Genomic DNA, 22,220 nt, shown 5'->3' on the forward strand with positions numbered 1-22,220 from the left:
GAACCGCCGCGCGTGGCCGGACTCGGCGTCCTGTACCGCTACGGCGCCGAGGTGTGGGGTGCGCTGTGGCGCGTCGCGGCCCGCGGGCGTACGGCGTACGGCGTGCCGTGCGCGGTGCCCCAGAGAGCGACCCCGTCGTGGTGGCGGGCCGTGAGCACGGCGTACCCGGCTCCGGCGCGGGCCGGGGCCCGGTGGGCGCGTGGTGGCCAGTCGCCAAGACTGGTCCGTTCTCACCTGGCGGGGCTCTCCTCGCGCGCCGCCACCACGTCAGGTGTCGGAGGTCCGGGGCGAGGGGCCGCGTCGCAGGCGGCTCACCCGGATGCTTCACCGTGTTGCGAGGGCATCCGGAGCAGGGGGAAAGAAGGCGAGTGCTGGCCGGCTCGAACCGGTGACCTGCAAGGAACCAGGAGATCCGAAGTGCGTGTGCTGCTGACGACGTGGGGATCGCGCGGGGACGTCCAGCCGCTGGCGGCGCTCGCGGTGGCCCTGCGGGAGCTCGGCGCGGAGGCGGTGGTGTGCGCTCCGCCGGACGAGGAGTTCGCGACGCTGCTGGATCGTGCGGGGGTGGAGCTGGTGCCGGTCGGCCCGACCGTGCGGTCGGTGACCGCCGGCGCGAAGCATCCCACGGCGGCGGACGCGGTCCGGCTCGCCTCCGATCTGGTCGCCGAGGGCTTCGGCACGCTCGCGGCGGCGGCCGAGGGGTGCGACGCGGTGCTGGCGAACGGCATGATGGCGGCCGCCGGGGCGCGCGGAGCGGCCGACCGGCTGGGCATCCCGTACGCGTACGCGTGCTACCACGTGCGCGGACTGACCCCGCGCAGGACCGCCCCCGAGGCGAGCGGACAGTCCGAGAAGGACGCGGCCGACAAGGCGCACTGGGAGCAGGGCCGGAAGGCGACCGCGATGTTCGCAGAGGCCCTCGGCAGCCACCGGGCCGGCCTCGGCCTGCCTCCCGTGGACGACTACATCGACCACGTCTACACCGCCCGGCCCTGGCTGGCCGCGGACCCGGTCCTGTGTCCCGCGCCGCCGGAGCGGACCGACATCGACGTCGTGCAGACCGGAGCGTGGATCCTGCCCGACCACCGACCGCTGCCGCCCGAGCTGGAGGCGTTCCTGGAGGCCGGGGCCCCGCCGGTGTACGTGGGATTCGGCAGCATGGCCACCTCCTCGCCCGCGGACACCGCCCGGGTGGCCGTCGAAACCGGCCGCGCCCTCGGCCGCCGGGTCCTGCTCGCCCGCGGCTGGGCCGGGCTGGCCCCGATCGACGGAGCGGAGGACTGCTTCGTGGTCGGCGACGTCAACCAGCAGGCCCTGTTCCCGCGGGTCGCCGCGATCGTGCACCACGGCGGCGCGGGCACCACCACCGCAGCCTCCCTGTCCGGCACACCCCAGGTCGTGGTCCCCCAGATCGGCGACCAGCCCTCCTGGGCCGCCCGCGTCGCCGCACTCGGCATCGGCGTCGCGCACCAGGGCCCCACAGCCACCGTCGACTCCCTGACCAGCGCACTCACCACCGCCCTGGACCCCCACACCCGTACCAGGGCCCGGGGCGCGGCCGACACGATGCGCACCGACGGAGCGAGCGTCGCCGCGCGGCTCCTCCCCGAGGCAGCCCGTGGGGCAAAGCGGTGAAAGCGCTTTCTGCGGCGGCGGGCGCCCGGTAGCCTGCGGAGGCATGGCACCTCTGTCTCTGATCGTCGTCGGCGCGGGCGACCGCGGTACCGGGCACGCCCGATGGGCTCTGCGCCATCCCGACCGGGCTCAGGTCGTAGCCGTCGCCGAGCCGCGCCCGACGCGGCGCCGGCGGTTCGCGGCCGAGCACGGCATAGCCGAAGCCGGGGCCGTCGAGGACTGGCGGGAGCTGGCCGCGCGCGGGCGGATCGCCGATGCCGTGCTGATCTGCACGCAGGACCGGCTGCACCTGGAGCCCGCGCTGGCCTTCGCCGAACTCGGCTACCACATCATGCTGGAGAAGCCGATGGCGCTGGACGAGCCGTCATGCCGGGCCATCGTCGAGGCGGTCGAGCGGGCCGGGGTGATCCTGTCCGTCGGCCACGTCCTGCGCTACACCCCCTACACCCAGGCGCTCAAGGCCGTTCTCGATTCCGGGCGGCTCGGCGATGTCGTGAGCGTCCAGCACACCGAGCCGGTCGGGCACTGGCACCAGGCGCACTCCTTCGTCCGCGGCAACTGGCGCCGCGCGGACGAGGCCACCTCCATGCTCATGGCCAAGTCCTGCCACGACCTGGACTGGCTCCAGTACATCGTGGGACAGCCGCCCACCCGTGTCTCCAGCTTCGGCAGGCTCTCCCACTTCACCCCCGCCAACCGCCCCGCCGGCGCCGCCGACCGCTGCCTGGACTGTTCCGTCGAGAGCCAGTGCGCCTTCTCGGCCCCGCGTTTCTACGGTGAGCGGCTGGCCCGCGGACAGCACGGCTGGCCGCTGTCCGTGGTCGTGGACGAGCCGACCGGGGAAGCGCTCGAGGCGGCGCTGCGGTCCGGCCCGTACGGCCGCTGCGTCTACGCCTGCGACAACGACGTGGTGGACCACCAGGTCGTGTCGATGGAGTTCGCCGACGGCGCGACGGCCTCCTTCACCATGACCGGCCTCAGCCGGATGGCCAACCGCCGCACCACGGTCTTTGCCACCCGCGGCGAACTGCACGGCGACGGCACCACCCTGCGCATCCACGAGTTCCTCACCGGCCGCGACGAGATCATCGACACGACTCCCAAGGGCGACATGTCCGCCGGCGGCGGCCACGGCGGCGGCGACGCCGGACTGATGGACGCCTTCGTCACCGCCGTCGCCACGGGCGACGCCTCCCTCGTCCGCTCCGGCCCGCACGAATCCCTCCTCAGCCACCTCACCGTCCTCGCCGCCGAACGCGCCCGGCATGCCGGAACCGTCGAAGAGGTCGCGACCGGCAGCTAGTTCCCGGCCGGAGGTCTCGAGGGCCCTGGCGGGGCCGGGCCGGACAGGTCGCCGCTCACATGTTCACGCCCGAGGAGATGGCCAACCACCTCGGGATGCTCCAACTCGACCTGTCCGAATCCGAGTTCCGCGCCCATGCCGCCGCGCACACCCGGGCCGTCGACGCGGCGCTGCGGGAGCTGCTGCGCGATGCCGTCGCGCAGGGCGAGCTGCCCTCCGGGACCGACGTGCCGCGCCTGGCCCGCGCCGTCAAGATCACCACCGACGGCTCGCTGCTGCGGTGGGCGCTCACCGGTGACGGCGACCCCGCGGCCCTGCTCCACGACGACCTCGACCACCTGCTCGGGAGGATCTCATGACCTTCACCGCCACCGTCTTCATCGGCACCAGCCTCGACGGCTACATCGCCCGCCCCGACGACGACATCGAATGGCTGACCTCGCGCGGCGAGAAGGCCGGCGACATGGGCTTCTTCGAGTTCCTCGCATCGGTCGATGCCGTGATCATGGGTCGCAACACCTACGACAAGGTCATCGGCTTCGGCGAGGAGAACTGGCACTACGGCGACCGTCACGTGGGAGTCCTGAGCACCACCCTCGCCGAGGACGCCGACCCCCGCGTCACCGTCTACCGCACGATGGACGACCTCGTCTCCGACCTGAACGAGCGCGGGATCCAGCACGTCTACCCCGACGGCGGACGCCTCGTCCAGAGCTTCCTGCGCGCCGGCCTCGTCGACCGGCTCATCATCAGCATCGCCCCGGTCCTGATCGGGGCCGGTCACGGCCTCTTCGGTGACCTGGCCCAGGACGTGTCCCTCCGCCTGGAAACGGCCGCGGACCTCGGCGGCGGCTTCGCGCAACTGCGCTACACCGTGGAGAAGTAGCAGCCCTGCGGCAGCCCTACGAGGTCCGGCGCAGGACCAGGCAGACGAAGCCGAAGCTGTCCCGGTACACGCGCAGCCAGTCCGAGCGCGCGGCGGTGGCCGTCTCCAGCACCTGTGCGGCAGCCGGATCGTCGGGGTGGTCCAGAGCCCATGCGGCCAGCGAGCCCCAGCAGGCCCACTCGTAGGCGTCCAGCTCGGCGCGGGTGCTGACATGGCCCTGGACGGGGGTCCATCCGGCGGCGACGACGCTGTCCACGGTCGTCGCGAGGTCGGCGAGCTCGCCGAACATCTCGACCGCCTCGGGTGAAGGGGCGCGGTCCCAGAACGACTCGCCGATCAGCACGCGGCCGCCGGGAGCCAGGTGCTCGCGGGCCGCCGCGAGGGTGGGGAGGAGGCCGCCGAAGGCATGCGCGGCGCCGACGCTGATCACCAGGTCGAACGGCTGGGAAGAGGTGAAGGCCGCGGCCTCCTGCTGGTGGAGGAGCAGCCGGTCCCCGACTTCGAGTTCGTCCGCCGCCCGGCGGGCACTCGTCAGGGAGACTTCGGAGACGTCGACCCCCTCGGCGTGCAGGTGCGGGCGCGTCGCCAGGGCGCGCAGGAGCCACTCCGCCGTACCGCATCCGAGGTCGAGCACGCGCTCGTCGCCCCGCGGGAGGCCGCTTTCCAGCAGCCGGCCGACCGACTCGTCGGCGAGCGGGGACTTGATCGGATGGTCGGCGTGGGCGATCGCGGAGATCTGTTCGCGGCTCAGCGGTGCTGCATCCGTTGCACCCGCGGTGGGCGCTGCGGGCGCCGTGTCGAGGAGCAGCTCCGCGGCCACCGCCGTGCCGTCGGTACGGATCGTGAGGGCGACCTCCTTCGCCCGCGCTGCGGTCGCCGGGGTCAGAGCCTCCCCGAGGGCGGCCGAGAGGGACTCGAAGGTCGGGGTCGGGCCGTCGTGTGCCGCGCCGATGCCCAGCCCGGCCACGCGGGCGGCCCAGTACGGCTGGTCCGCCAGCTGGGGGACCACCACCTGGGGTGCGCCGGCCCCGGCGGCGGTGGTCGTCGTACCCGCGCCGCCGTGGTGCACGACGGCGGCCACGCGTCCGAACAGCTGCTGGTGGTTGACCTCGCCGACGGCGAAGCAGTCGTCCCTGTCGTCGATGAGGCCCAACTCCGCCCAGCCGCGCCCGAGGAGGACCCGGCGGCCCTGCGCGCGGACCGCCTCGACGGCCACCCGGGCGGCCTCCTCGCCCCCGCGCACGGCCATGCTGCCGAAGCCCACGTACACGGGCGGCGCGCCGGCCTCCAGGAAGGCCACCAGCTCCGCCGGGAGCGGCCGCTCGTCGGGCAGCACCCACGCCCCGGTCTGTACGACGTCCAGCTCCGGGGTCTCCAGCCACGGATCCAGCACCGGATCCGTCGCCAGCCAGGGCCGGTCGCCGAAGGCGTAGTCGCGGACGTTGACCACCGGAGCCAGGCCGATCGACGCCCGGCTGGTGTTCAGCGCCTCGCCGAACAGCGCGTCGATGCTCCGGGCGTCCAGCTCCCACAGGGCCCGGTTGTCGGTCACCTCCGGCGGGAACGGCCGCCCGGGGTACGCCAGCGGCGGGCGCTGGGGCGAGGGCAGCGTCAGCTGCTGGAAGATCACGGACACGCAGCCGATGCCCAGCTTCTCGGCCACCGACCGGGCCCCGGCGATGGCCGGCATCGCGCCCGTCGCCACCATCAGGTCGCAGCCCTCCGCGACCGGGGGGATCACCTCGAACTGACTGGCAATCAACCCAGCGGCACGCTGCGGCAGATTGGTCCCGGACGGCGGCGGCGCCGCGGTCGTCAGCGCGCGCGCCGACTGGCCTACGCCCACCACGGACACGCCTATCCCGGCCAGCCGCTCCGCGAAGTCCTCGTCCGGTGGCGCGCACACCCGTACCTCCGCGCCGAGTTCCCGCAACCGCACCGCGAGCCCCACCAGCGGCTCGACGTCCCCGCGCGACCCGTAGGTCGACAACAGCACTCGCACGTCTCGAATCTCCTGATCTCCGTGGTCCGGCGCATCGTGTCGTGCGCCTTCAGCTCTTCCTGCCTTCACCCTGCACCCCGGAGGGCGAAGGCCGCGGGAATGATCAACTGTGTCTCCAGGCGAGGGAGATGGCCGCCGTTCAGCCGGCGGGCGCGTCGAGGTCGAGCTGGAGCTCGCAGGTGCGCCGGTAGGAGCGGAATCCCAGGCGGTGGTTGACCGCCAGCATGTGGACATTGTCGTCGGCGTTGTCCGTCTCGATCTCGACGACTCCGGGGTGCTCGGCGCGCAGCCGTTTCACCATGGCGGCCTTGACCCACAGGCCCAGCCCGTGACCGCGGTGTTCGGGTACGACGGCCGTGTCGTACTGCTGGACCCGCGGCGGCGCCCCTCGGGGGATCACGATCTCGGTGTAGCCGGCCAGGGAACCGCTGTCGTGCACGGCGGCGACGGTCAGCAGCGTGTCCCCGCGGTCGGCGACCACCCGGGCCATGGCGCGCACGCGGTCTGTGTCCCACGCCACGCTCCCGAAGTCCACGTCGCCCATGGGCATGTCGTTCATCGCGCTCTTCGCCGCGGCGAAGGCGGTGGCGAGGCCGTCGGGAATGGTTCCGGTCCAGCCGGTCAGCCGGTACCCGGGGTGCTCGGCATCGGCGATCCGGAGCAGATCGGGCCCGTCGGCCCCGTCCGTCCCGTCGAGGCGCAGCACGAGGTGAGTCAGGGCCAGTGCCCGGCGGAAGCCCCGCCGTCCGCCGAACGCTTCGCCCGGACCGTCGGCCGCGGTCGTGGCGATGAGGCTGCGCCGGTTCTCGGCGCGGCAGGCCGCGAGGGCCGCCGACAGCAGGCGGGAGCCGGCTCCCAGGCGGCGGTGTGCGGGGGAGACGTGGAGTTCCAGCTCGGCGAGGTGGTCCTGGCCCGGGGAGGTGAACACCCGCAGGGCGGCGACTCCGACGGGGACGCCGTCCGCGGCGGTCGCCAGCCACATCAGGCGGTGGCTGCCCAGAGCGGGCCGGGCGAGCTGGGCGTGGATCCGTTCGGGGTCCGGGACCGGCACTCCGGGCAGGTCGTGGGCCGTCGAGGCGGCGACGACCTGGTGCCAGGCGAGGGCGTCGGCGGCCGAGACCTGCTGGAGCGGGCTGACGTGTACTGATGCGGGCAAGGTGGTGGCCTTCGTGGTCGAGCCGGTCGTACGCCGGCTACGGGGAGCGCTTCGGATGGGTGGTGTCTTCGTCCAGTCGGTGTGGCGCACGAGCGGCCAGTCGACTTCGGCGCGGGCAGCCGTCGCCAGGTAGTTGGTGAACACGTTGAGGGCGACATGGGCGATGACCTCGACGATCTGCCCGTCGGTCAGCCCGGCGCGCCGGGCCGCGGCAAGCCGCCCGTCGGCCACGGCCCCGCGGTCACGGACCGCCGAGGCGGCCAGCTCCAGGACGGCGGCTGCCCGCGGGTCGTCGGCCTCGCCCCGGCGTGCGCCGGTGGCCCCGGCCGCACTCAGCCCGGTCGTCCTGGTCCCGCGGAAGGCATGTACGGACAGGCAGTAGTCGGATCCGTTCTCCTGCGCCACCAGCAACGCGATGCTCTCGCGCACCTCCGCCGGCAGGGTTCCCTCCGCGCTCAGGGTGGTGACCGCGCCCAGGTACCCCTTCAGTACGGCCGGGCTGTTGGCCATCACCCTGGCCAGGTTGGGGACGACCCCCAGGACCCGGTGCGTGGCGGTGAACAGAGCTGCGGTTTCACCGGTCGCGGTCTCCGGTTCAACGGTGTGGAGTGACATGCAGGCAACCATGCGGGTCGATCTTGATACATTCGCGATGCTTCTTCGATGCACGTACTGGGGACCCCGGGAGGAACGGAATGCGGTTCACGATCCTCGGCCCGGTGGAGGCCGTGGCTCCCGGTGCCGACGCCCCCGGCCTGGCACCCCGGCATCGGGCCGTACTCGCCTACCTGCTGCTGCATGCCGGGGTCGCGATCAGCGCGGATCGGCTGGTCGACGCGATGTGGGGGCCGCTGCCGCCGGACTCCGCCCGCGCACAGATCCAGACGACCATCGCGGCGATCCGGCGGATGCTGCGCGCTTCGGAAGCCGACGGGATGCTGGCCACACGGCCCGCCGGGTACGTGATCACCCCGGAGCCGGGGCAGCTCGATCTGGAGGAGTTCACCAGCCTGACCGCCGGGGCGGCGGGCGCCTCCGACGACCCGGGGAAAGGCGCCGCGGACCAGTTGCGTGCCGCGCTGGCGCTCTGGCGGGGAGAGCCGCTGGCCGACGTCACCGGCCATTACGTCCAGAGCGCCCGAGCGCGTCTCAACGGCCAGCTGCTGACCGCCGTAGAGCGCCTGGCAGAGCTGGACCTGGCCCGGGGGCGGCACGACGACCTCATCGACGAACTGTCCGTCCACGTGGCGGCCAACCCCTTGCGGGAACGGCTCTGCTGCCACCTGATGCTCGCCCTGCACCGCGCCGGACGCCAGACCGACGCGCTGGAGGTGGCAAGGACCTTCCGGACGACCCTGGCCGATCAGCAGGGACTGGACCCCGGCCACGCCTTCACCAAGCTCGAACAGGACATCCTGCGGGACGCCCCCGAACTGCGGACGCCGCCGGCCGACGCACCGGCGAACCCGCCCGTGGACCCCCCGGCGAATCCGTCGGTGAAGCCGCAGGGGATCAATTTCCTGCCCTACGACGTCCCGGACTTCACCGGCCGCGAAGACGAGCTGGACGGCCTGATCCGTCTGTGGTCGGGCAGCGACGGCGGCCTCGTGACCATCTCGGCGATCGACGGGATGGCCGGGGTCGGCAAGACGACGCTCGCGGTCCACGCGGGGCACCGCATGGCGGACCGCTTCCCCGACGGACAGCTCTTCGTCGACCTTCAGGCGCACACCGCCGGTCAGGCGCCGCTCGACGCCGGTGCCGCGCTCGAAATCCTCCTGGGGCAACTCGGCGTACCCACGCAGCAGATACCGGCGTCGGTCACAGACCGCGCCGCGCTGTGGCGGTCCGAACTCTCCGGCCGCCGCGTGCTGGCCGTGCTGGACAACGCGCTCGGCGCCGAGCAGGTACGCCCGTTGCTGCCCGGGTCCTCCCGCGCCCTCGTCCTGATTACCAGCCGGCGGCGGCTGACCGACCTGGACGGGGCACATGCCCTGTCCCTGGACGTGCTGCCCGCCGAGGACGCCCTGGAGCTGTTCCACGCGATCGTCGGCCAACGGGCGGAGACCGAACCCCTGGCCGTCCTCGACGTCCTGCAGCTGTGCGGATTCCTGCCGCTGGCCGTCCGCATCGCCGCCGCGCGCCTGCACCACCGCCCGCGCTGGACCGTCGCCCACCTGGCCGACCGGCTCCGCGACCAGCGCCGCAGGCTCTCCGAGCTGGCCACCTCGGAGCGAGGAGTGGCGGCGGCGTTCACCCTGTCCTACGAGCAGCTCACCGCGGACCAGCAGCGGATGTTCCGGCTCCTGGGGATCCAGCCGGGCCGTGACATCAGCCCCGAGGCGGCGTCCGCGCTGTCCGACCTCCCGCTGGACGAGGCCGAGGCGCTCCTGGAAGACCTCCTGGACGCCCACGTCCTGACCCAGCACCAGCTCGGCCGCTACACCTTCCACGACCTGCTGCGCGAACACGCCCTCGCCACCGCGGCCGCCCAGGAAACACCGGGCGCCCGGCACGAGGCCCTCGACCGGCTGTTCCACCACTACCTCCACACGGCGTGCGCGGCCGTCGACCACCTCTACCCCGAGGGCAGGGACCGCAGGCCGCGCATCCCCGCGCCGCAGAACCCGGCCCGGCCCCCGCAGGACGAGGCCGAGGCGATCACCTGGCTGGACGCCGAACGCGCGAACCTCATGGCGTCCGCCCAGTACGCGGCCGACCACGACCGGCTCCCGCAGGCCGGCCAACTGGCCGTTACCCTGCACCGCTACCTGCTGGGCCACGCCCACCAGGCCGACGCAATGATCCTCAACGGCCTGGCCCTGGAAGCCGCCCGCCGGAGCGGCGACGCGGCCGCCGAGGCCCGTACGCTCATCGACCGCGGCCAGGTCTACTTCTGGTGGCACGGCGACTACGGGCAGGCGGCCGAGCACTTCCGCAGCGCCCTCGACCTCGCGCACGAGGCCGACGACCGGGGCCTCGCGGCCAGCGCCCTGGCGGCCCTCGGGACCGTCTCCACGCGGCGGCGGGACTACGACCGGGCCCACGACCAGTGCGCGCAGTCCCTCGCGCTCTTCCGGGAGCTCGGCGATCGCGGCGGCGAAGCCAGATGCCTGACCGATCTCGGCATCGTCCACGAACGCCGAGGGCGGTACGAGGAGGCCCACGAGCACCACCGGCAATCGCTGTTCGCGTACCGCGAGAAGGGATCGCGCATCGGCGAGACCGTCGTACTGAACAACATCGGGCTGCTGTACCAGCGGCAGGGCCGCTACGACGAGGCCCGGCGCCATCACTGCGAGGCCCTGGAGCTGAGCCGCAGGTTCGACTTCCCCGGGGACGAGGCCGAGTCGCTCAACGCCCTCGCGGAGGCCGCCCGGTCCATGGGCGACCTGGAGCGGGCGGCGTCCGAACACGACAACGCGCTCACCATGGCCCGGGAGTCCAGCTACCGCCCCGAACAGGCCCGCGCCCACGACGGCCTCGCCCGCGTCCACCACGACCTCGGCCGCATCGACCTGGCCCACGACCACGCCCGACAGGCCCTCGACCTCTACACCGCCCTCGCCGTCCCCGAGGCCGAGGAGATCCGCAGCTTCCTCACCGGCCTGCCGGCGACCACGAGCACGGGCGAAGGTTCGGCCGTCCCTTGACCTTGCCGCGACGTCAAGGTCTCTACTGGGGGCATCCCAGTCCCGAGCGATCACATGGCTCGCAGGACGGCCCCCGGAGAGGACATCGAGATGACCAGCTCGCCCGAGAAGAACATGACCCTGCTGCGCACCGCGTACCGGGCGGTGGAGAGCGGAGACCTCGACTCGGCGGAGCGGATGCTGACGGAGGACTTCATCGCCCACGTTCCGGGCAGCCCCGTGCCGCTGGTCGGCCGTGACGTCTGGCGCCTGGGCACGCAGGCGATGAAGGAGGCCTTCCCCGACCTGAGGATCGACGTCCGGGACATCTTCGGTGTCGGCGACAAGGTGACGGTGCTGGTCCACTTCGAGGGAACGCACCAGGGCGCGTTCCAGCAGATCGAGCCCACGGGGCGGCGGGTCGGCTTCGGCAGCATCGAGGTCTACCGCATTCAGGGGGACAAGATCGCCGAGGAGTGGGTCGCCCCGGACATGATCAGCCTCATGGGCCAGATCTCGCCCGCCGCCGGGCACTGAACCCCGCCGGCCCGCCTGCCGCGGCTTCGCCGGGCCCCCGCCCCGCGCAGCGGTCTAGCATGAAGTATGGCGTTCGACTCGGCCGGCTTCGGGCAGGGGGACGGCTGCCGCTACATCCCGATCTCCGAGCACGGCCTGATCGGAGATCTCCGTACGGCCGCGCTGGTCGGCACGAACGGCACCATCGACTGGTACTGCTGTCCGCGCTTCGATGCGCCCAGCGTCTTCGGGGCCATCCTCGACGCCGACCGGGGCGGCTCGTTCGAGCTGGCCGCCGAGGTCCCGACCCGTACCCGGCAGTTCTACTTCCCCGACACGAACGTGCTGATCACGCGGTTCTTCGCCGCCGACGGGGTGGCGGAGATCCAGGACTTCATGCCCGTGGTCGACGCGTCGCGCGAGGCGGCCCGGCACCGGCTGATCCGGCGGGTGATCTGCGTCCGCGGAACCCTTCCGTTCAGGGCGCGGATCGCCCCCCGCTTCGGCTACGGCGCCGAAGCGCACACCACCCACCTCGACGGCCGCACGGCCGTGTTCCGCTCCCCGTCGCTGACCCTCGCGCTGACCGCCACCGCACCCCTGGAAACCGACGGCCTGGACGTGTGGAGCCACTTCAAACTCCTCGAGGGCGAGTCCAACGTGTTCGCCCTCGACCAGATCGGCGACGACGTCCCGCCCCGGTCGTGCCCGCGCGCCGAGGCCCAGGAGCAGGCCGACGCCACCGTCCGGTTCTGGCGCCAGTGGCTGGCCGGCTCGCAGTACCACGGGCGGTGGCGGGAGATGGTGAACCGCTCCGCACTCCTGCTGAAGCTGCTCACCTACGCGCCGACCGGGGCGATCGTCGCCGCACCCACCACCAGCCTGCCCGAGCAGATCGGCGGCGAGCGCAACTGGGACTACCGCTACGTCTGGGTCCGCGACGCCGCCTTCTGCGTCTACGCGATGCTGCGCCTGGGGTTCACCTCGGAGGCCGAGGCCTTCATGGGGTTCATCTCCGATCGGGGCGTCCTGCGGGGCACGGGGGAGAGCGGTCCCCTGCAGATCATGTACGGCATCGACGGGCGCACCGACCTGCCCGAACACGAGCTCCCGCACCTGGAGGGATACCTCGGCTCCACACCCGTCCGGGTGGGCAACGCCGCCACCGGCCAGCTCCAGCTGGACATCTACGGTGCGCTGATCGACTCCGTCTACCTCTACGACAAATGGGGGCAGCCGATCAGCAGCGACCGCTGGGACGAGGTCGGTGCCGTGGTCGACTGGGTCTGCGCGCACTGGGACCAGCCCGACGAGGGGGTGTGGGAGACCCGGGCGGGCCGGCAGAACTTCGTGTACTCGCGCCTGATGTGCTGGGTGGCGCTGGAGCGGGCGATCCGCATGGCGAACCGCCGCGGTCTGCCGGCGGACCTGACCCGCTGGCGGGAGTCCCGCGACGCCATCTACCGGCAGATCATGCGACGCGGATGGTCGTCCGAGCGGGGGGCGTTCGTCCAGGGGCTGGACGGCCACGTGCTGGACGCCTCGCTGCTGATGATGCCGATGGCCAAGTTCGTCTCGCCCACCGACCCCAAGTGGCTCTCCACCCTGGACGCGCTCACGGCGGACCTCGTCTCCGACTCGCTCGTGTACCGCTACGACCCTCTCGCCAGCCCGGACGGGCTGCACGGTCCCGAGGGGACCTTCTCGATCTGCTCCTTCTGGTACGTGGAGGCGCTGGCCCGCGCCGGCCGGCTGGAGGAGGCCAGGCTCGCCTTCGAGAAGATGCTCACCTACGCCAACCACCTCGGCCTCTTCGCGGAGGAGATCGGCCCGACCGGTGAACAACTGGGCAACTTCCCCCAGGCCTTCACCCACCTCTCCCTGATCAGCGCCGCTTTCAACCTCGACCGCGCACTGGGCTGACGCAGGCCGCTCTTCCGTGCGTCGAGCCGGTCCCGGGAGGGGCGGAGCTCTAGCGTGGGTCCGGAATGATCCGGTGCGGACCGCCGCGCGGATCCAGGCCCTACGGAGACACCTTGACCACGAGTCCCGCCCTCGCCGAGCTCACCGGGGACTACGTCCTCGACCCCGCCCACACCCGGATCGGCTTCATCGCCCGCCACGCCATGGTGACCAAGGTCCGCGGTGCGTTCCACCAGTTCGAGGGCACCGCCCACCTCGACGGCGCTGATCCGGCCCGTTCCACCGCCCAGGTGTCGATCAAGGCCGACAGCATCGACACCGGCGTCGAACAGCGCGACCAGCACCTGCGCACCAACGACTTCCTGGACGCTCCCAACTTCCCGGAGCTGACCTTCCGCACCACCAAGGTCGAGCCGCTCTCCGGCACCGAGTACCGGGTCACCGGCGACCTGACCATCAAGGACACCACCCGCCCCGTCGCCATCGACTTCGAGTACACGGGCAACGCCGTCGACCCCTACGGCAACCTCCGCGTGGGACTGGAGGGTTCGGTGAGCATCTCCCGCAAGGACTTCGGCGTCACCTGGAACGCGGCCCTCGAAGGCGGCGGCGTCCTGGTCGGCGACAAGGTCGTCCTGGAGTTCGACATCTCCGCGATCAAGCAGGCCTGAGGCCCCGCGCTGCCCGCCCCGCCGATCGGCCGGCCACGGCCGGTCCGGCGCGATCTCCCCTTCCTCCTGGTGTCGGAACAGCGGCAGTGTCGGTTTTCCGGCGTACTGCCGCGGTGCTGTGGGCCCTACTGTCTGGCCCACATCCCCACCCCCACCAGGAGGAAACATGAAGCGGTTCGCGATATCCGCGGGCCTCGCGCTGGCAGTCGGCGCGGCGTTGGGTACGGTTCCGGCCGCGGCTCAGGACGGCGCAGCGGCGGTCGACGGAGGAGGCCGGTACGTCGTCGTGCTGAAGAGCGGTGCCGCCGCCGACCCGGCCGCTCCTGGACCTCCACGACCCGGCGCTCTTCCCCGCGGGTGGCACCGGCGGCCCCGACGCCACCTTCACCGGCGCCTGCGACAACACCGGCAGGACCTGCACCCTCGACGCCGGCCTCTCCACCGGCTCCGGCCTCACCTACCGATGGGACTTCGGGGACGGCACCACCGGCACCGAGCTCAAGCCCAGTCACACCTACCCGGCCGCTACCGCCACGTACACGGCCAAGCTGACGGTCACCGACGCCAAGGGCGCCACCGGCACCACCCCGGCGACCATCGCCTGCACCAAGCAGACCTACCTGACCATCTGCGCCGCCTCCTGACGCAGGTCCACCAGCAGCGCGCCGGCCCGAAACCGGTGCTCGCCATGTGCCGGAAATCGGTGGAGCCGTGATCCCCACGGCTGTTACCGTGCTCCCGCCCGTAGTCGCCGCTGGTAAGGACGCGCCGTTGTACACCAAGTGAGATCCCCCGAGCGCTGAACCGTCGCGCGTCGCACCTGTGCGCCGTGCTCCTTTTCGCTGCGGTCTTCTCACTGGAACCGGTGTATTTCTATGTCCACAACCTGGGTGGTCGCTCCCACCTGTCTGCCGATCGTCCTCCGCCGGTGCGGGGACGCCATCAAGCTCGCCGTACGGCCCGAGCTCCTGAAGCTGCTGCACGCCGGCGGCCACGTGCCCGGGCCGGCGGCGGTGCTGCTTCCGGGGCCGGTGCTACGGCGCCACGAGCTGGGCCTCCCGGTCCGGAGCGACCGGCCGGCCTGGCAGTCCCCGTACGGTCCGCCCTCGCACCGGGCGCACCGCGGCCGGTGGGCCCCCGTGCCGGGGGTGGCCAACCCCCGGTCCTCCCTGCCCCGCGAGTACCTCTGCGGCCGGTGCGACTGATCAGCGAAGGCGCAGCGCGGCGCGGACCCCGCCGCTAGCATGCCGGGATGGAGATCAGAGTGGGCCCGACGGAGGTCCACTACGTGGAGCACGGGACCGGCCGGGCCGTGCTGGTGCTCCACGGCGCCGGCGTCGACCACCGTGAGGCCGAGGCCTGCTTCGAGCCGGCCCTCGGTGGCGTCGCGGGGCTGAGGCGGATCTATCCCGACCTTCCCGGCATGGGCCGGACGAGCGCTCCGGAGACGCTGCGCAGCGCCGACGACGTCCTCGGCACGCTGCTCGACTTCGCCGACGAGGTGACCGGCGGGAGTGCGTACCTGCTCGTCGGTCACTCGGCGGGCGCCTACTACGCGCGGGCGATGGCCGCGAGGCGCCCGGCCCGGGTCGCCGGTCTGGCGCTCGTCTGTCCCCTGCTGCCGGGACTGCGGGAGGTTCCGGAGCACCGTGTCGTCGTCGCCGGGCCGGGCGAGATCGGTGACGAGGTGTTCCGGAGCTACTTCGTGATCCACACACCGGAGATGCTCGAACGGTACGAACGTCACGTCGCCCCGTCCGCCGCGCTCGTCGACGAGGCGGCGCTCGAGCGCATCGGCGGGCGGTGGGAGCTCGCCCCCGATCAGGGGCCGCCCTATGCGGGTCCGACCGTCGTCGTGGCGGGGAGGCTGGACTCGGTGGTGGGGTACGCCGCCGCTCGCGACCTCGCCGACCACTATCCGCACGCCTCGCTCGCGGTGGTCGACGACGCCGGACACGCCCTGCCCCACGAGCAACCGGACCTCCTGCGCGCCCTCCTCACCGAATGGCTCGTGCGCGTGGAGCGCTCGGACTGACCGCCTACGGTTCTCCGGCCGAGGTCAGGCCCGCCTGGTGGCCGAGGATCGCCGCCTGGGTGCGGTTGTCGACCTTCAGGACGGACATCAGCCGTGACACGTAGGCCTTCACGGTTCCCTCGGACAGGTGCATCGACCGCGCTATCCCGGCATTGGACATCCCGGCGACGAGGTGGCGCAGGAGCTGGCGCTGCTGGGTGCTCAGGCTCTCCACCGCCGGCGGTCCGGGGGCCGGTCCGGCGGCGGAGTCCGACCCGCACGCGAAGCCGGGAGGCGGAAGCGGCTACAGACAGGCCCTGGAAGAGACCCGCGCCCTGCTCGACGAGGCGGTCCTCCGGGTCGAGGAGCTCATCGGCCGGCTGGCCCACCTGTACGAGGCCGAGACCCAGGCGGGCCTGCGCACCGCCCGTGCGGAGGCCTCCCTCGAGGCGGCCGTCGCCGCACACGACGCCGCCGTCCGTCGGGCCGCGGCCGCGGAGGAGGAGCGCGCGGTGGCGGAACGCCAGCGGTGGGCGGCCGACGCGGCGGCCGTGGAGGCGGTACGGGCCCTGCACACGGCCCAGCCGCAGTCCCAGTCCCAGGACGCGGCCCGCCGGCCGGCGGCGCCGGAGGTGCAGGTCACCCCGTCGCACCTGGCCCTGGTCCGGGAACGACAGCGCTCCGCCGCGCCCGCCACACCGTCCATGCCCGTCGTGCCCCCCGCGCCGAGGCCGGAGCCGCCCGCGTCCACCGGTCCGGAGCCGGGAGAAGGTACGGCAAGCCACTCCACCGCCGCTCCCGCCGGGGACCGGAACCCGATCCGTCCCGTGACCGCGTGAGCGGGTGTGTGCAGGCGAGATGGGCCGTGATGCTGGAGGGCATGGACGCGAGGACCCGGTTGTCGGCGCGGGTCGGCTACCGGAGCGACAGCCCCTTCGAAGTGTCGATGACCTTCTTCCACGGGCGAACTCCGCTCCGTAGCTGGGTGTTCGCCCGCGACCTGCTCCTGGACGGCCGCACGGCGTTCGCCGGCGAAGGGGACGTCTTCGTCTGGCCTGACGAGGAGGACGGTACCGACCGCCGGATCTGCATCGCCCTCTCCTCTCCCGACGGCGAGTGCCTCCTCGCCGTGGCCGAGAGCGACGTCGACCTCTGGTGCCGCCGGATGACGGACCACGTACCCCGGGGGTCCGAAGCCCGCCACTTCGACATGGACGAGAAGTTGAGGCAGCTCCTCCGCTGACGCCAGGGCCGTCCCTATGGCCTCGGCGTGGGGGCAGCGCGTCCGGGCGACAGGACGACACTCCGAAATGCGCCCAAAGTGGCGATATGGCCGGATATTGAGAATGATCTCCCTGCGCCGTCCCGTGCCGCCGGCCCATCCGTTGGGCGCCGTCCTCGCGGCCGGCCTTCTCTCTTCCCTCCTGGAGGCACCCCCGTGAACACCCCCCGACCGGCGCCGCAGACCGACCGCACCACCGCGTACCGCTACCCCGAGCGCGTCACCTACGACCGCGCGGACGCCTACGCGATCCTCGACGAGGCCCTCCACGTCCACGTCGGATTCACCACCGAGGACGGCCCCTTCGTCATTCCCTCCCTCCACACGCGTGAGGGGGACCAGCTGATCCTGCACGGCTCGGCCCACGGGCGGTTCGTGAAGACCGTGTCCTCCGGAGCGCCGATCTGCGTCACGGCGACCCTCGTCGACGGTGTGATCCTGGGCCGGGCCGCCTCCCATCACTCCGCGGCCTACCGCTCCGTCATGGTCTTCGGAACCGCCACCCCCGTCGAGGACGCGGCCGAGCGGGCCGAGGCCCTCGCCCGCGTCGTCGAAAGCGTCGTGCCCGGCCGCATGAGCGGAGCCAACGCGGCACGCCGCCCCTCCGTCCAGGAGGCCGAGTACACGGCCATCATGACGATGCCCATCACCGAGTTCTCCATCAAGGTCCGCGCCGGATTCGCCCGCGACGAACCGAAGGACGACGAGGTCGAGGCGTGGGCCGGGTGGATCCCGCTCACGACCACCCCCGGCGCCCCCGTTCCCGACACCATCACCGCGGGCCGGTTCCCCGCCCCGGCCTACGACCCCACCGTCCACCGCTTCCGCCAGGACCTCTGAGCCCCCCGGCGGAGCGGCGCGCCCCGGCCGGGGCTCAGTCCCCGGTGAGGAGGCGGAGTTTCGGGGTGGCCGCGGTCATGGCGAGTCCGGCGACGACCGCGAAGCCGCCCAGTGCCACGTAGAGCACGGCTCCGGTCAGGTGGGTGGCGACCTGGCTGCCGATGGCATCGCCCGCGGCCACCGCCAGGAAGAACAGCCCCACGAGCTGCGATCCCGTACCGGCCGGTGCCAGTTTGTGGCTGATGGACAGTCCGGTCGGCGCGAGGATCAGCTCGCCGGCGCTCAGCAGTACGTACAGTCCCACCAGCCAGAGCAGCGAGACGTGCACGCTGCCCGTGGCCCTGGACGCCGCGAGGGCGAGCAGGAGGAACGACATGCCGCCGAGGACGAGTCCGGTGGAGAACTTGGCCGGGGCCGAGACCTTCACCCTGCGCCAGACGGCGGCGAGGACCCCGGCGAAGGCGATGGTCATGACCGGGTTGAGCGCGGCCTGCCAGGTGACGGGCAGCCCCATCATGTCCACGTGGTCCGCGGCGAACAGCTGCACGCTGGATCCGGCCAGGTCGAGGATGCAGAAGAAGGCCACGGCCGCCGCGAAGAGGCCGGCGTAGGCGCGCAGACCCGCGCGGCCGCGCTCGTCGAGATCCCTGCGGCGCAGCAGCCTGCCGATGCAGACGGTGGGCACGATCACGGTCAGGACGGCGAACGCGGTGAGGACGTGGGGGAGGGTCAGCAGGCCGGCCGTCCAGAGTCCGGGGCCGACCACGAGGACCCCGGCGATGGTCCACACCACGCGCACGGCCACCGAGTGCGCCTCGGCGGGGCTCAGCGGGCGGCCGGGCCGGTTGCCCGTCTCGCGCAGGCTGCCCGAGAACCAGAACACGACCAGGCTGAAGGCCATGGCGACGACGGCGGCGCCGAAGGCGACGCTCCACCCGAAGCGGAGCCCGAGCCAGCCGACCAGCAGGGTGGCGACCAGTCCGCCGGCGTTGACGCTGGCGTAGAACCGGCTGTAGGCGGAGTCCCGCTCCTGGTCCGTGTGGTCCGTGTACAACGTGCCGACCATGGCGGTCATGTTGGGCTTCTGCAGGCCCGTACCGACCGCGATCAGGACGAGCCCCGCATACACGCCGGCCGTTCCGGCCTCCAGGGCGAGCACGATGTGGCCGGCCAGGATGGCGCAGCCGCCGGCGAGGGCGGCCCTACGGGCGCCGATCAGCCGGTCGGCGATCCAGCCGCCGGGCAGGGCGGTGAGGTAGCAGGCGGACAGGTAGGCCCCGACCAGGCCCACCGCCGTGGTCTTCGACATCCCGAGGCCGTTGGAGCCGTCGATCAGGAAGAGTGCGAGCACCGCCCGCATTCCGTAGAAGGACCGCTAAGGAGAACCGCTCCGCCGCCTCGCTCAGACAGAGCGGCAGCAGACCCTTGCGGGTTCGGTTCCCTGCGATCACCTCCGTCCTCGGCTCGGTGGACGTCGACGTCGACATGGTGGAGCTCCAGCCTTTCGGGGGTATCCGGTCACCGGCCCAGGCGGGGTACGCACCGGCCTCTCGGTCCAGTTGTACCAATCAGATACCAAATGGACCCCGGGTCCTTCGGCCCGTCCCGCACCCCTTTCGGCTCCTCCCTTCGTCCTACGGGTCCCGGGCCGAGCGGACTTCCCCTAGGGCCTGTCGTCAAAATCCCGTCTGCCGCGCGGCGCCCGGCACGCGCTCTCGGGATTTTGACGACAGGCCCTAGGCGGGCGGGGCTGCGGTCGAGCCGCGTGCCTGGAGTACGGGCGGGGGGTCCTGGATCTGGCGGGGTGCGTCGCCGTCGAGGAGGGCGAGCAGTTCCAGGGCCGCGCGGTGACCGAACTCGTCGGGCTTCCTGACCAGTGAGGTGAGCCGGACCGGGAGGCTGCGGCGCAGGGCCGAGTCCTCCCAGGAGACGACGGACAGGTCGCCGGGGATCCGCAGCCCGAGCTCCGCGGCCACGCTCAGCGCCGCCATTGCGATGACCTCGTTGTCGCAGATGAGGGCGGTGGGCGGAGCGGGTGCCGAGAGCAGCAGCCGGGCCGCCCGCGCGCCCTGGCGGTCGGTGAAGTCGGAGGTGACCGAGACGGCGTGCTCCAGGCCGAGGTGGCGGGCGGTGGAGCGCAGCGAGGCGATGCGGCGGGCGGTGTGGGCGAAGCCGGGGGTGCCGGCTATGTGGGCGATGCGGAGGTGCCCGAGCCCGTGGAGGTGGCGGACGATCAGGTCCATCGCACCCACGTCGTCCGCCCAGAGGTTGGACAGCTTGGCGTGGGCCGTCAGCGGGGGAGTGCCCGCCGAGCGCGGGGCCTCCATCCCGCCGACGACCACGGCGGGGAGGCCGAGCACGGCGAGGGCCTCGGGGCGCGGGTCGCTGACCCTGGGGTCGACCACGATCACCCCGTCGACCCGGCCCTCCGCCCACCAGCGCCGGTACAGCTCGCACTCGGCCCGGACGTCGCCGACCATCTGGAACACCAGCGCGTGGTGGCGCGGGGCCAGGGTGGCCTGGATGCCGGACACGAGCTGGAGCAGGAAGGCCTCGATGCCGAGGCTGTCGGCGGGGCGGGCCAGTGCCAGTCCGACGGCGCCGGACCGGTCGCCGGACAGGGCGCGGGCCGCCGAACTGGGGCGCCAGCCCAGCCGGTCGGCGACGCGGACCACCCGGCGGCGGGTGGCGTCGGAGACGCCCGGGCGGTCGTTGAGAGCGAAGGAGGCGGCGCTGACGGAGACCCCCGCCTCCCTGGCGACGTCCTTCATGGTCGGGCGGCGCGGAGCCGCGCCGCCGCTGTTGCGCATCGTCTGGCTCACCCCGTGATCGTATCCGGCGGAGGGTGAAACTAACGCGGTTTAGCCAGGCGAAAATAAAGCGCATTAGTTAGTCCCGCACAAATCAGGTCGTTAGTCCTCTTTAGTGGCTCTGACCTGCGGTTTTGCTTCAATCAGGCACTTATCTGGCGTTGACGTGCGGAGAAACTCTGGTGCAGGGTGTCGAGCAATGTCACGGACGATGGCGTCCTGTATGAGGCGAAGGAGTCAGTCACTCATGTCCCTGAATCGCAAGTCCGCGATCCGGACCGTTGTCGGCGTCGGAGCCGCCCTTTCCCTGACCATGCTCACCGCTTGCGGCGGGGGCGGTGCGGGGTCGTCGACCTCGGGAAAGGCCGACGGTGAGATCAAGTTCCAGACGTGGAACCTCCGGGCGAAGTTCAAGGACCATTTCGAGGGCCTGATAGCCGAGTTCGAGAAGGAGAACCCCGGCGCCAAGGTCACCTGGGTCGACCAGCCCGCCGACAACTACGCGGACAAGCTGAGCGCCGACGCCTCCGCAGGATCCCTCCCCGACGTCGTCAACCTCTCCCCGGACCTCGCGTTCCCGCTCGCCAAGGCCGGGGTCCTCATGAACCTCGACAAGGACGAGACCGCCGGGAAGTTCAAGGACGAGTACCTCGAAGGGGCCTGGGCCGGCTACGAGATGCCGGGCATGGACGGCGCGTACGCCTTCCCCTGGTACCTGAACAGCGGCCCGCTCTTCTACAACAAGGCGATGTTCAAGGACGCGGGCCTCGACCCCGAGAAGCCGCCGAAGACCTTCGATGAACTGTTCGCGAGCGCCAAGCAGCTCGCCGCCGGCGGCAAGGCCACGCTCGGCCAGCCGCCGACCGTGGAGGACTTCGGCCGCTACGGCGTCGAGGCGATGGACGAGAAGGGCGAGAAGTTCACGCTGAACAGCGAGAAGGGCGTAGAACTCCTGACCCGCTACAAGGAGTTGTACAAGGAGGGCGGTCTGCACAAGCAGACCCTGACGCTCAAGGACGACTCCACGGGAACCAAGTTCCTCCAGCAGGAGATCGCCATGAACCCGGGCAGCGCCCACGACCTCGAGAGGTTCAAGTCGGAAGCCCCCTCGCTGTACGAGAGCCTCGGCATCACCGACGTGCCGACCAACACCGGCAAGCAGAACATGTACCTGCAGGGGCTCGCGGTCAACGCCAAGAGCAAGAACGCCGCCACCGCCGTGGCCTTCGCCCACTTCGTCACCAACCAGAAGAACCAGGAGGACTTCGGCCACAAGGTCGCCGTCTTCCCCTCCACCAAGGGCTCCCTGGACAAGGACTACTGGGCCAAGGAGGACGGCACCGAAGAGGGCAAGATCCGCGTTGCCTCGGCCAAGATGCTGCCGACCGCCGTCAACTACACGCCGGTGCTGTTCAGCGACGAGATGAAGACGATCCTGCGCAACGAGATCGCCAAGTGCTTCCAGGACAAGGCCACCCCCAAGGAGGCCCTGGACAGCGCCGTCGCCCAGATGGACAAGCTCCTCCAGCAGCACTGACCCGGCGAGGCTT

The 22,220-nt window shown here is 72.0% G+C and carries 20 protein-coding genes and 2 pseudogenes; 15 read left to right on the forward strand and 7 right to left on the reverse strand.

Annotated features, from left to right (window positions below; translation table 11 throughout):
• Window positions 1–72 precede the first annotated feature (72 nt).
• A pseudogene (locus tag NLX94_RS07010) lies at window positions 73–182 on the reverse strand (alpha-L-fucosidase); the annotation flags it as partial.
• Window positions 183–417: 235 nt separating this feature from the next.
• Here NLX94_RS07010 and NLX94_RS07015 point away from each other — a divergent pair.
• Genes NLX94_RS07015 through NLX94_RS07030 form a run of 4 tightly spaced genes read left to right on the forward strand, consistent with a single transcriptional unit; the run spans window position 418 to window position 3,824 of the window.
• On the forward strand, window positions 418–1,635 hold the full coding sequence (locus NLX94_RS07015) for a glycosyltransferase (protein WP_254381709.1): 1,218 nt from the start codon (window positions 418–420) through the stop codon (window positions 1,633–1,635).
• A gap of 43 nt (window positions 1,636–1,678) precedes the next feature.
• Entirely contained in the window at window positions 1,679–2,938 is a 1,260-nt protein-coding gene (locus NLX94_RS07020; protein ID WP_254381710.1) for a Gfo/Idh/MocA family protein, read from the forward strand.
• A gap of 59 nt (window positions 2,939–2,997) precedes the next feature.
• Window positions 2,998–3,297: a TetR family transcriptional regulator C-terminal domain-containing protein gene (locus NLX94_RS07025; RefSeq protein ID WP_254381711.1), complete on the forward strand. Its 300-nt coding sequence runs from the start codon at window positions 2,998–3,000 to the stop codon at window positions 3,295–3,297.
• Entirely contained in the window at window positions 3,294–3,824 is a 531-nt protein-coding gene (locus NLX94_RS07030; protein ID WP_254381712.1) for a dihydrofolate reductase family protein, read from the forward strand. The genes NLX94_RS07025 and NLX94_RS07030 overlap by 4 nt, the downstream gene beginning before the upstream one ends.
• A 16-nt stretch (window positions 3,825–3,840) precedes the next feature.
• Here the strand turns inward: NLX94_RS07030 and NLX94_RS07035 are convergent, their stop codons facing one another.
• The 3 genes and pseudogenes from NLX94_RS07035 to NLX94_RS07045 form a co-directional block, all read right to left on the reverse strand.
• Window positions 3,841–4,575 carry a cyclopropane-fatty-acyl-phospholipid synthase family protein gene (locus NLX94_RS07035; RefSeq protein ID WP_254381885.1) on the reverse strand — a complete coding sequence of 245 codons (735 nt, stop codon included), beginning with the start codon at window positions 4,573–4,575 and terminating at the stop codon, window positions 3,841–3,843.
• Between the two features lie 42 nt (window positions 4,576–4,617).
• Window positions 4,618–5,826, reverse strand: a pseudogene (locus tag NLX94_RS07040) (glycosyltransferase); the annotation flags it as partial.
• A gap of 139 nt (window positions 5,827–5,965) precedes the next feature.
• The gene (locus NLX94_RS07045; protein WP_254381713.1) at window positions 5,966–7,597 is read right to left on the reverse strand and encodes a GNAT family N-acetyltransferase; all 1,632 of its coding nucleotides are present in this window, start codon (window positions 7,595–7,597) and stop codon (window positions 5,966–5,968) included.
• A gap of 80 nt (window positions 7,598–7,677) precedes the next feature.
• Between NLX94_RS07045 and NLX94_RS07050 the strand changes: the two genes are divergently transcribed.
• From NLX94_RS07050 to NLX94_RS07080, 7 genes are all read left to right on the forward strand, one after another.
• Window positions 7,678–10,635, forward strand: coding sequence for a BTAD domain-containing putative transcriptional regulator (locus tag NLX94_RS07050; protein WP_254381714.1), 2,958 nt, complete (start codon window positions 7,678–7,680; stop codon window positions 10,633–10,635).
• 90 nt (window positions 10,636–10,725) lie between these two features.
• Complete coding sequence (locus NLX94_RS07055; protein WP_254381715.1) at window positions 10,726–11,151, forward strand: ester cyclase; 426 nt, start codon at window positions 10,726–10,728, stop codon at window positions 11,149–11,151.
• Window positions 11,152–11,217: 66 nt separating this feature from the next.
• A complete protein-coding gene (locus NLX94_RS07060; protein WP_254381716.1) occupies window positions 11,218–13,053 on the forward strand; it encodes a glycoside hydrolase family 15 protein in 1,836 nt (611 codons plus the stop codon).
• A 113-nt stretch (window positions 13,054–13,166) separates the two neighbouring features.
• The gene (locus NLX94_RS07065) at window positions 13,167–13,724 is read left to right on the forward strand and encodes a YceI family protein (RefSeq protein WP_254381717.1); all 558 of its coding nucleotides are present in this window, start codon (window positions 13,167–13,169) and stop codon (window positions 13,722–13,724) included.
• 299 nt (window positions 13,725–14,023) lie between these two features.
• Window positions 14,024–14,368, forward strand: coding sequence for a PKD domain-containing protein (locus NLX94_RS38845; RefSeq protein WP_374683911.1), 345 nt, complete (start codon window positions 14,024–14,026; stop codon window positions 14,366–14,368).
• Window positions 14,369–14,599: 231 nt separating this feature from the next.
• Window positions 14,600–14,929, forward strand: a complete 330-nt coding sequence (locus NLX94_RS07075) for a hypothetical protein (protein WP_254381718.1) — start codon at window positions 14,600–14,602, stop codon at window positions 14,927–14,929.
• A 47-nt stretch (window positions 14,930–14,976) separates the two neighbouring features.
• Window positions 14,977–15,759, forward strand: coding sequence for an alpha/beta fold hydrolase (locus tag NLX94_RS07080; protein WP_254381719.1), 783 nt, complete (start codon window positions 14,977–14,979; stop codon window positions 15,757–15,759).
• A 4-nt stretch (window positions 15,760–15,763) separates the two neighbouring features.
• Here NLX94_RS07080 and NLX94_RS07085 read toward each other — a convergent pair whose 3' ends face one another.
• Complete coding sequence (locus NLX94_RS07085; protein WP_254381720.1) at window positions 15,764–15,973, reverse strand: LuxR C-terminal-related transcriptional regulator; 210 nt, start codon at window positions 15,971–15,973, stop codon at window positions 15,764–15,766.
• On the opposite strand from NLX94_RS07085, the gene NLX94_RS07090 reads away from it, so the two are divergent.
• The 3 genes from NLX94_RS07090 to NLX94_RS07100 all read left to right on the forward strand — a co-directional run bounded on the left by NLX94_RS07090 (window position 15,957) and on the right by NLX94_RS07100 (window position 17,860).
• A complete protein-coding gene (locus NLX94_RS07090) occupies window positions 15,957–16,577 on the forward strand; it encodes a hypothetical protein (protein ID WP_254381721.1) in 621 nt (206 codons plus the stop codon). The two genes, NLX94_RS07085 and NLX94_RS07090, sit on opposite strands and share 17 nt — an antisense overlap.
• A gap of 41 nt (window positions 16,578–16,618) precedes the next feature.
• Entirely contained in the window at window positions 16,619–16,981 is a 363-nt protein-coding gene (locus NLX94_RS07095) for an SsgA family sporulation/cell division regulator (RefSeq protein WP_254381722.1), read from the forward strand.
• 195 nt (window positions 16,982–17,176) lie between these two features.
• Window positions 17,177–17,860, forward strand: coding sequence for a pyridoxamine 5'-phosphate oxidase family protein (locus tag NLX94_RS07100; RefSeq protein ID WP_254381723.1), 684 nt, complete (start codon window positions 17,177–17,179; stop codon window positions 17,858–17,860).
• Window positions 17,861–17,894: 34 nt separating this feature from the next.
• On the opposite strand, the gene NLX94_RS07105 is transcribed toward NLX94_RS07100, so the two are convergent.
• The gene (locus tag NLX94_RS07105) at window positions 17,895–19,220 is read right to left on the reverse strand and encodes a peptide MFS transporter (RefSeq protein WP_302168856.1); all 1,326 of its coding nucleotides are present in this window, start codon (window positions 19,218–19,220) and stop codon (window positions 17,895–17,897) included.
• Between the two features lie 376 nt (window positions 19,221–19,596).
• Window positions 19,597–20,670: a LacI family DNA-binding transcriptional regulator gene (locus NLX94_RS07110; RefSeq protein WP_254381886.1), complete on the reverse strand. Its 1,074-nt coding sequence runs from the start codon at window positions 20,668–20,670 to the stop codon at window positions 19,597–19,599.
• A 247-nt stretch (window positions 20,671–20,917) separates the two neighbouring features.
• On the opposite strand from NLX94_RS07110, the gene NLX94_RS07115 reads away from it, so the two are divergent.
• Window positions 20,918–22,207 (forward strand): sugar ABC transporter substrate-binding protein, encoded by a 1,290-nt coding sequence (locus NLX94_RS07115; protein WP_254381725.1) that lies wholly within the window; start codon window positions 20,918–20,920, stop codon window positions 22,205–22,207.
• Window positions 22,208–22,220: the final 13 nt, after the last annotated feature.

Origin of the sequence: Streptomyces sp. TBY4 (genome assembly GCF_024213195.1) — a bacterium.
GTDB lineage: Bacteria > Actinomycetota > Actinomycetes > Streptomycetales > Streptomycetaceae > Streptomyces.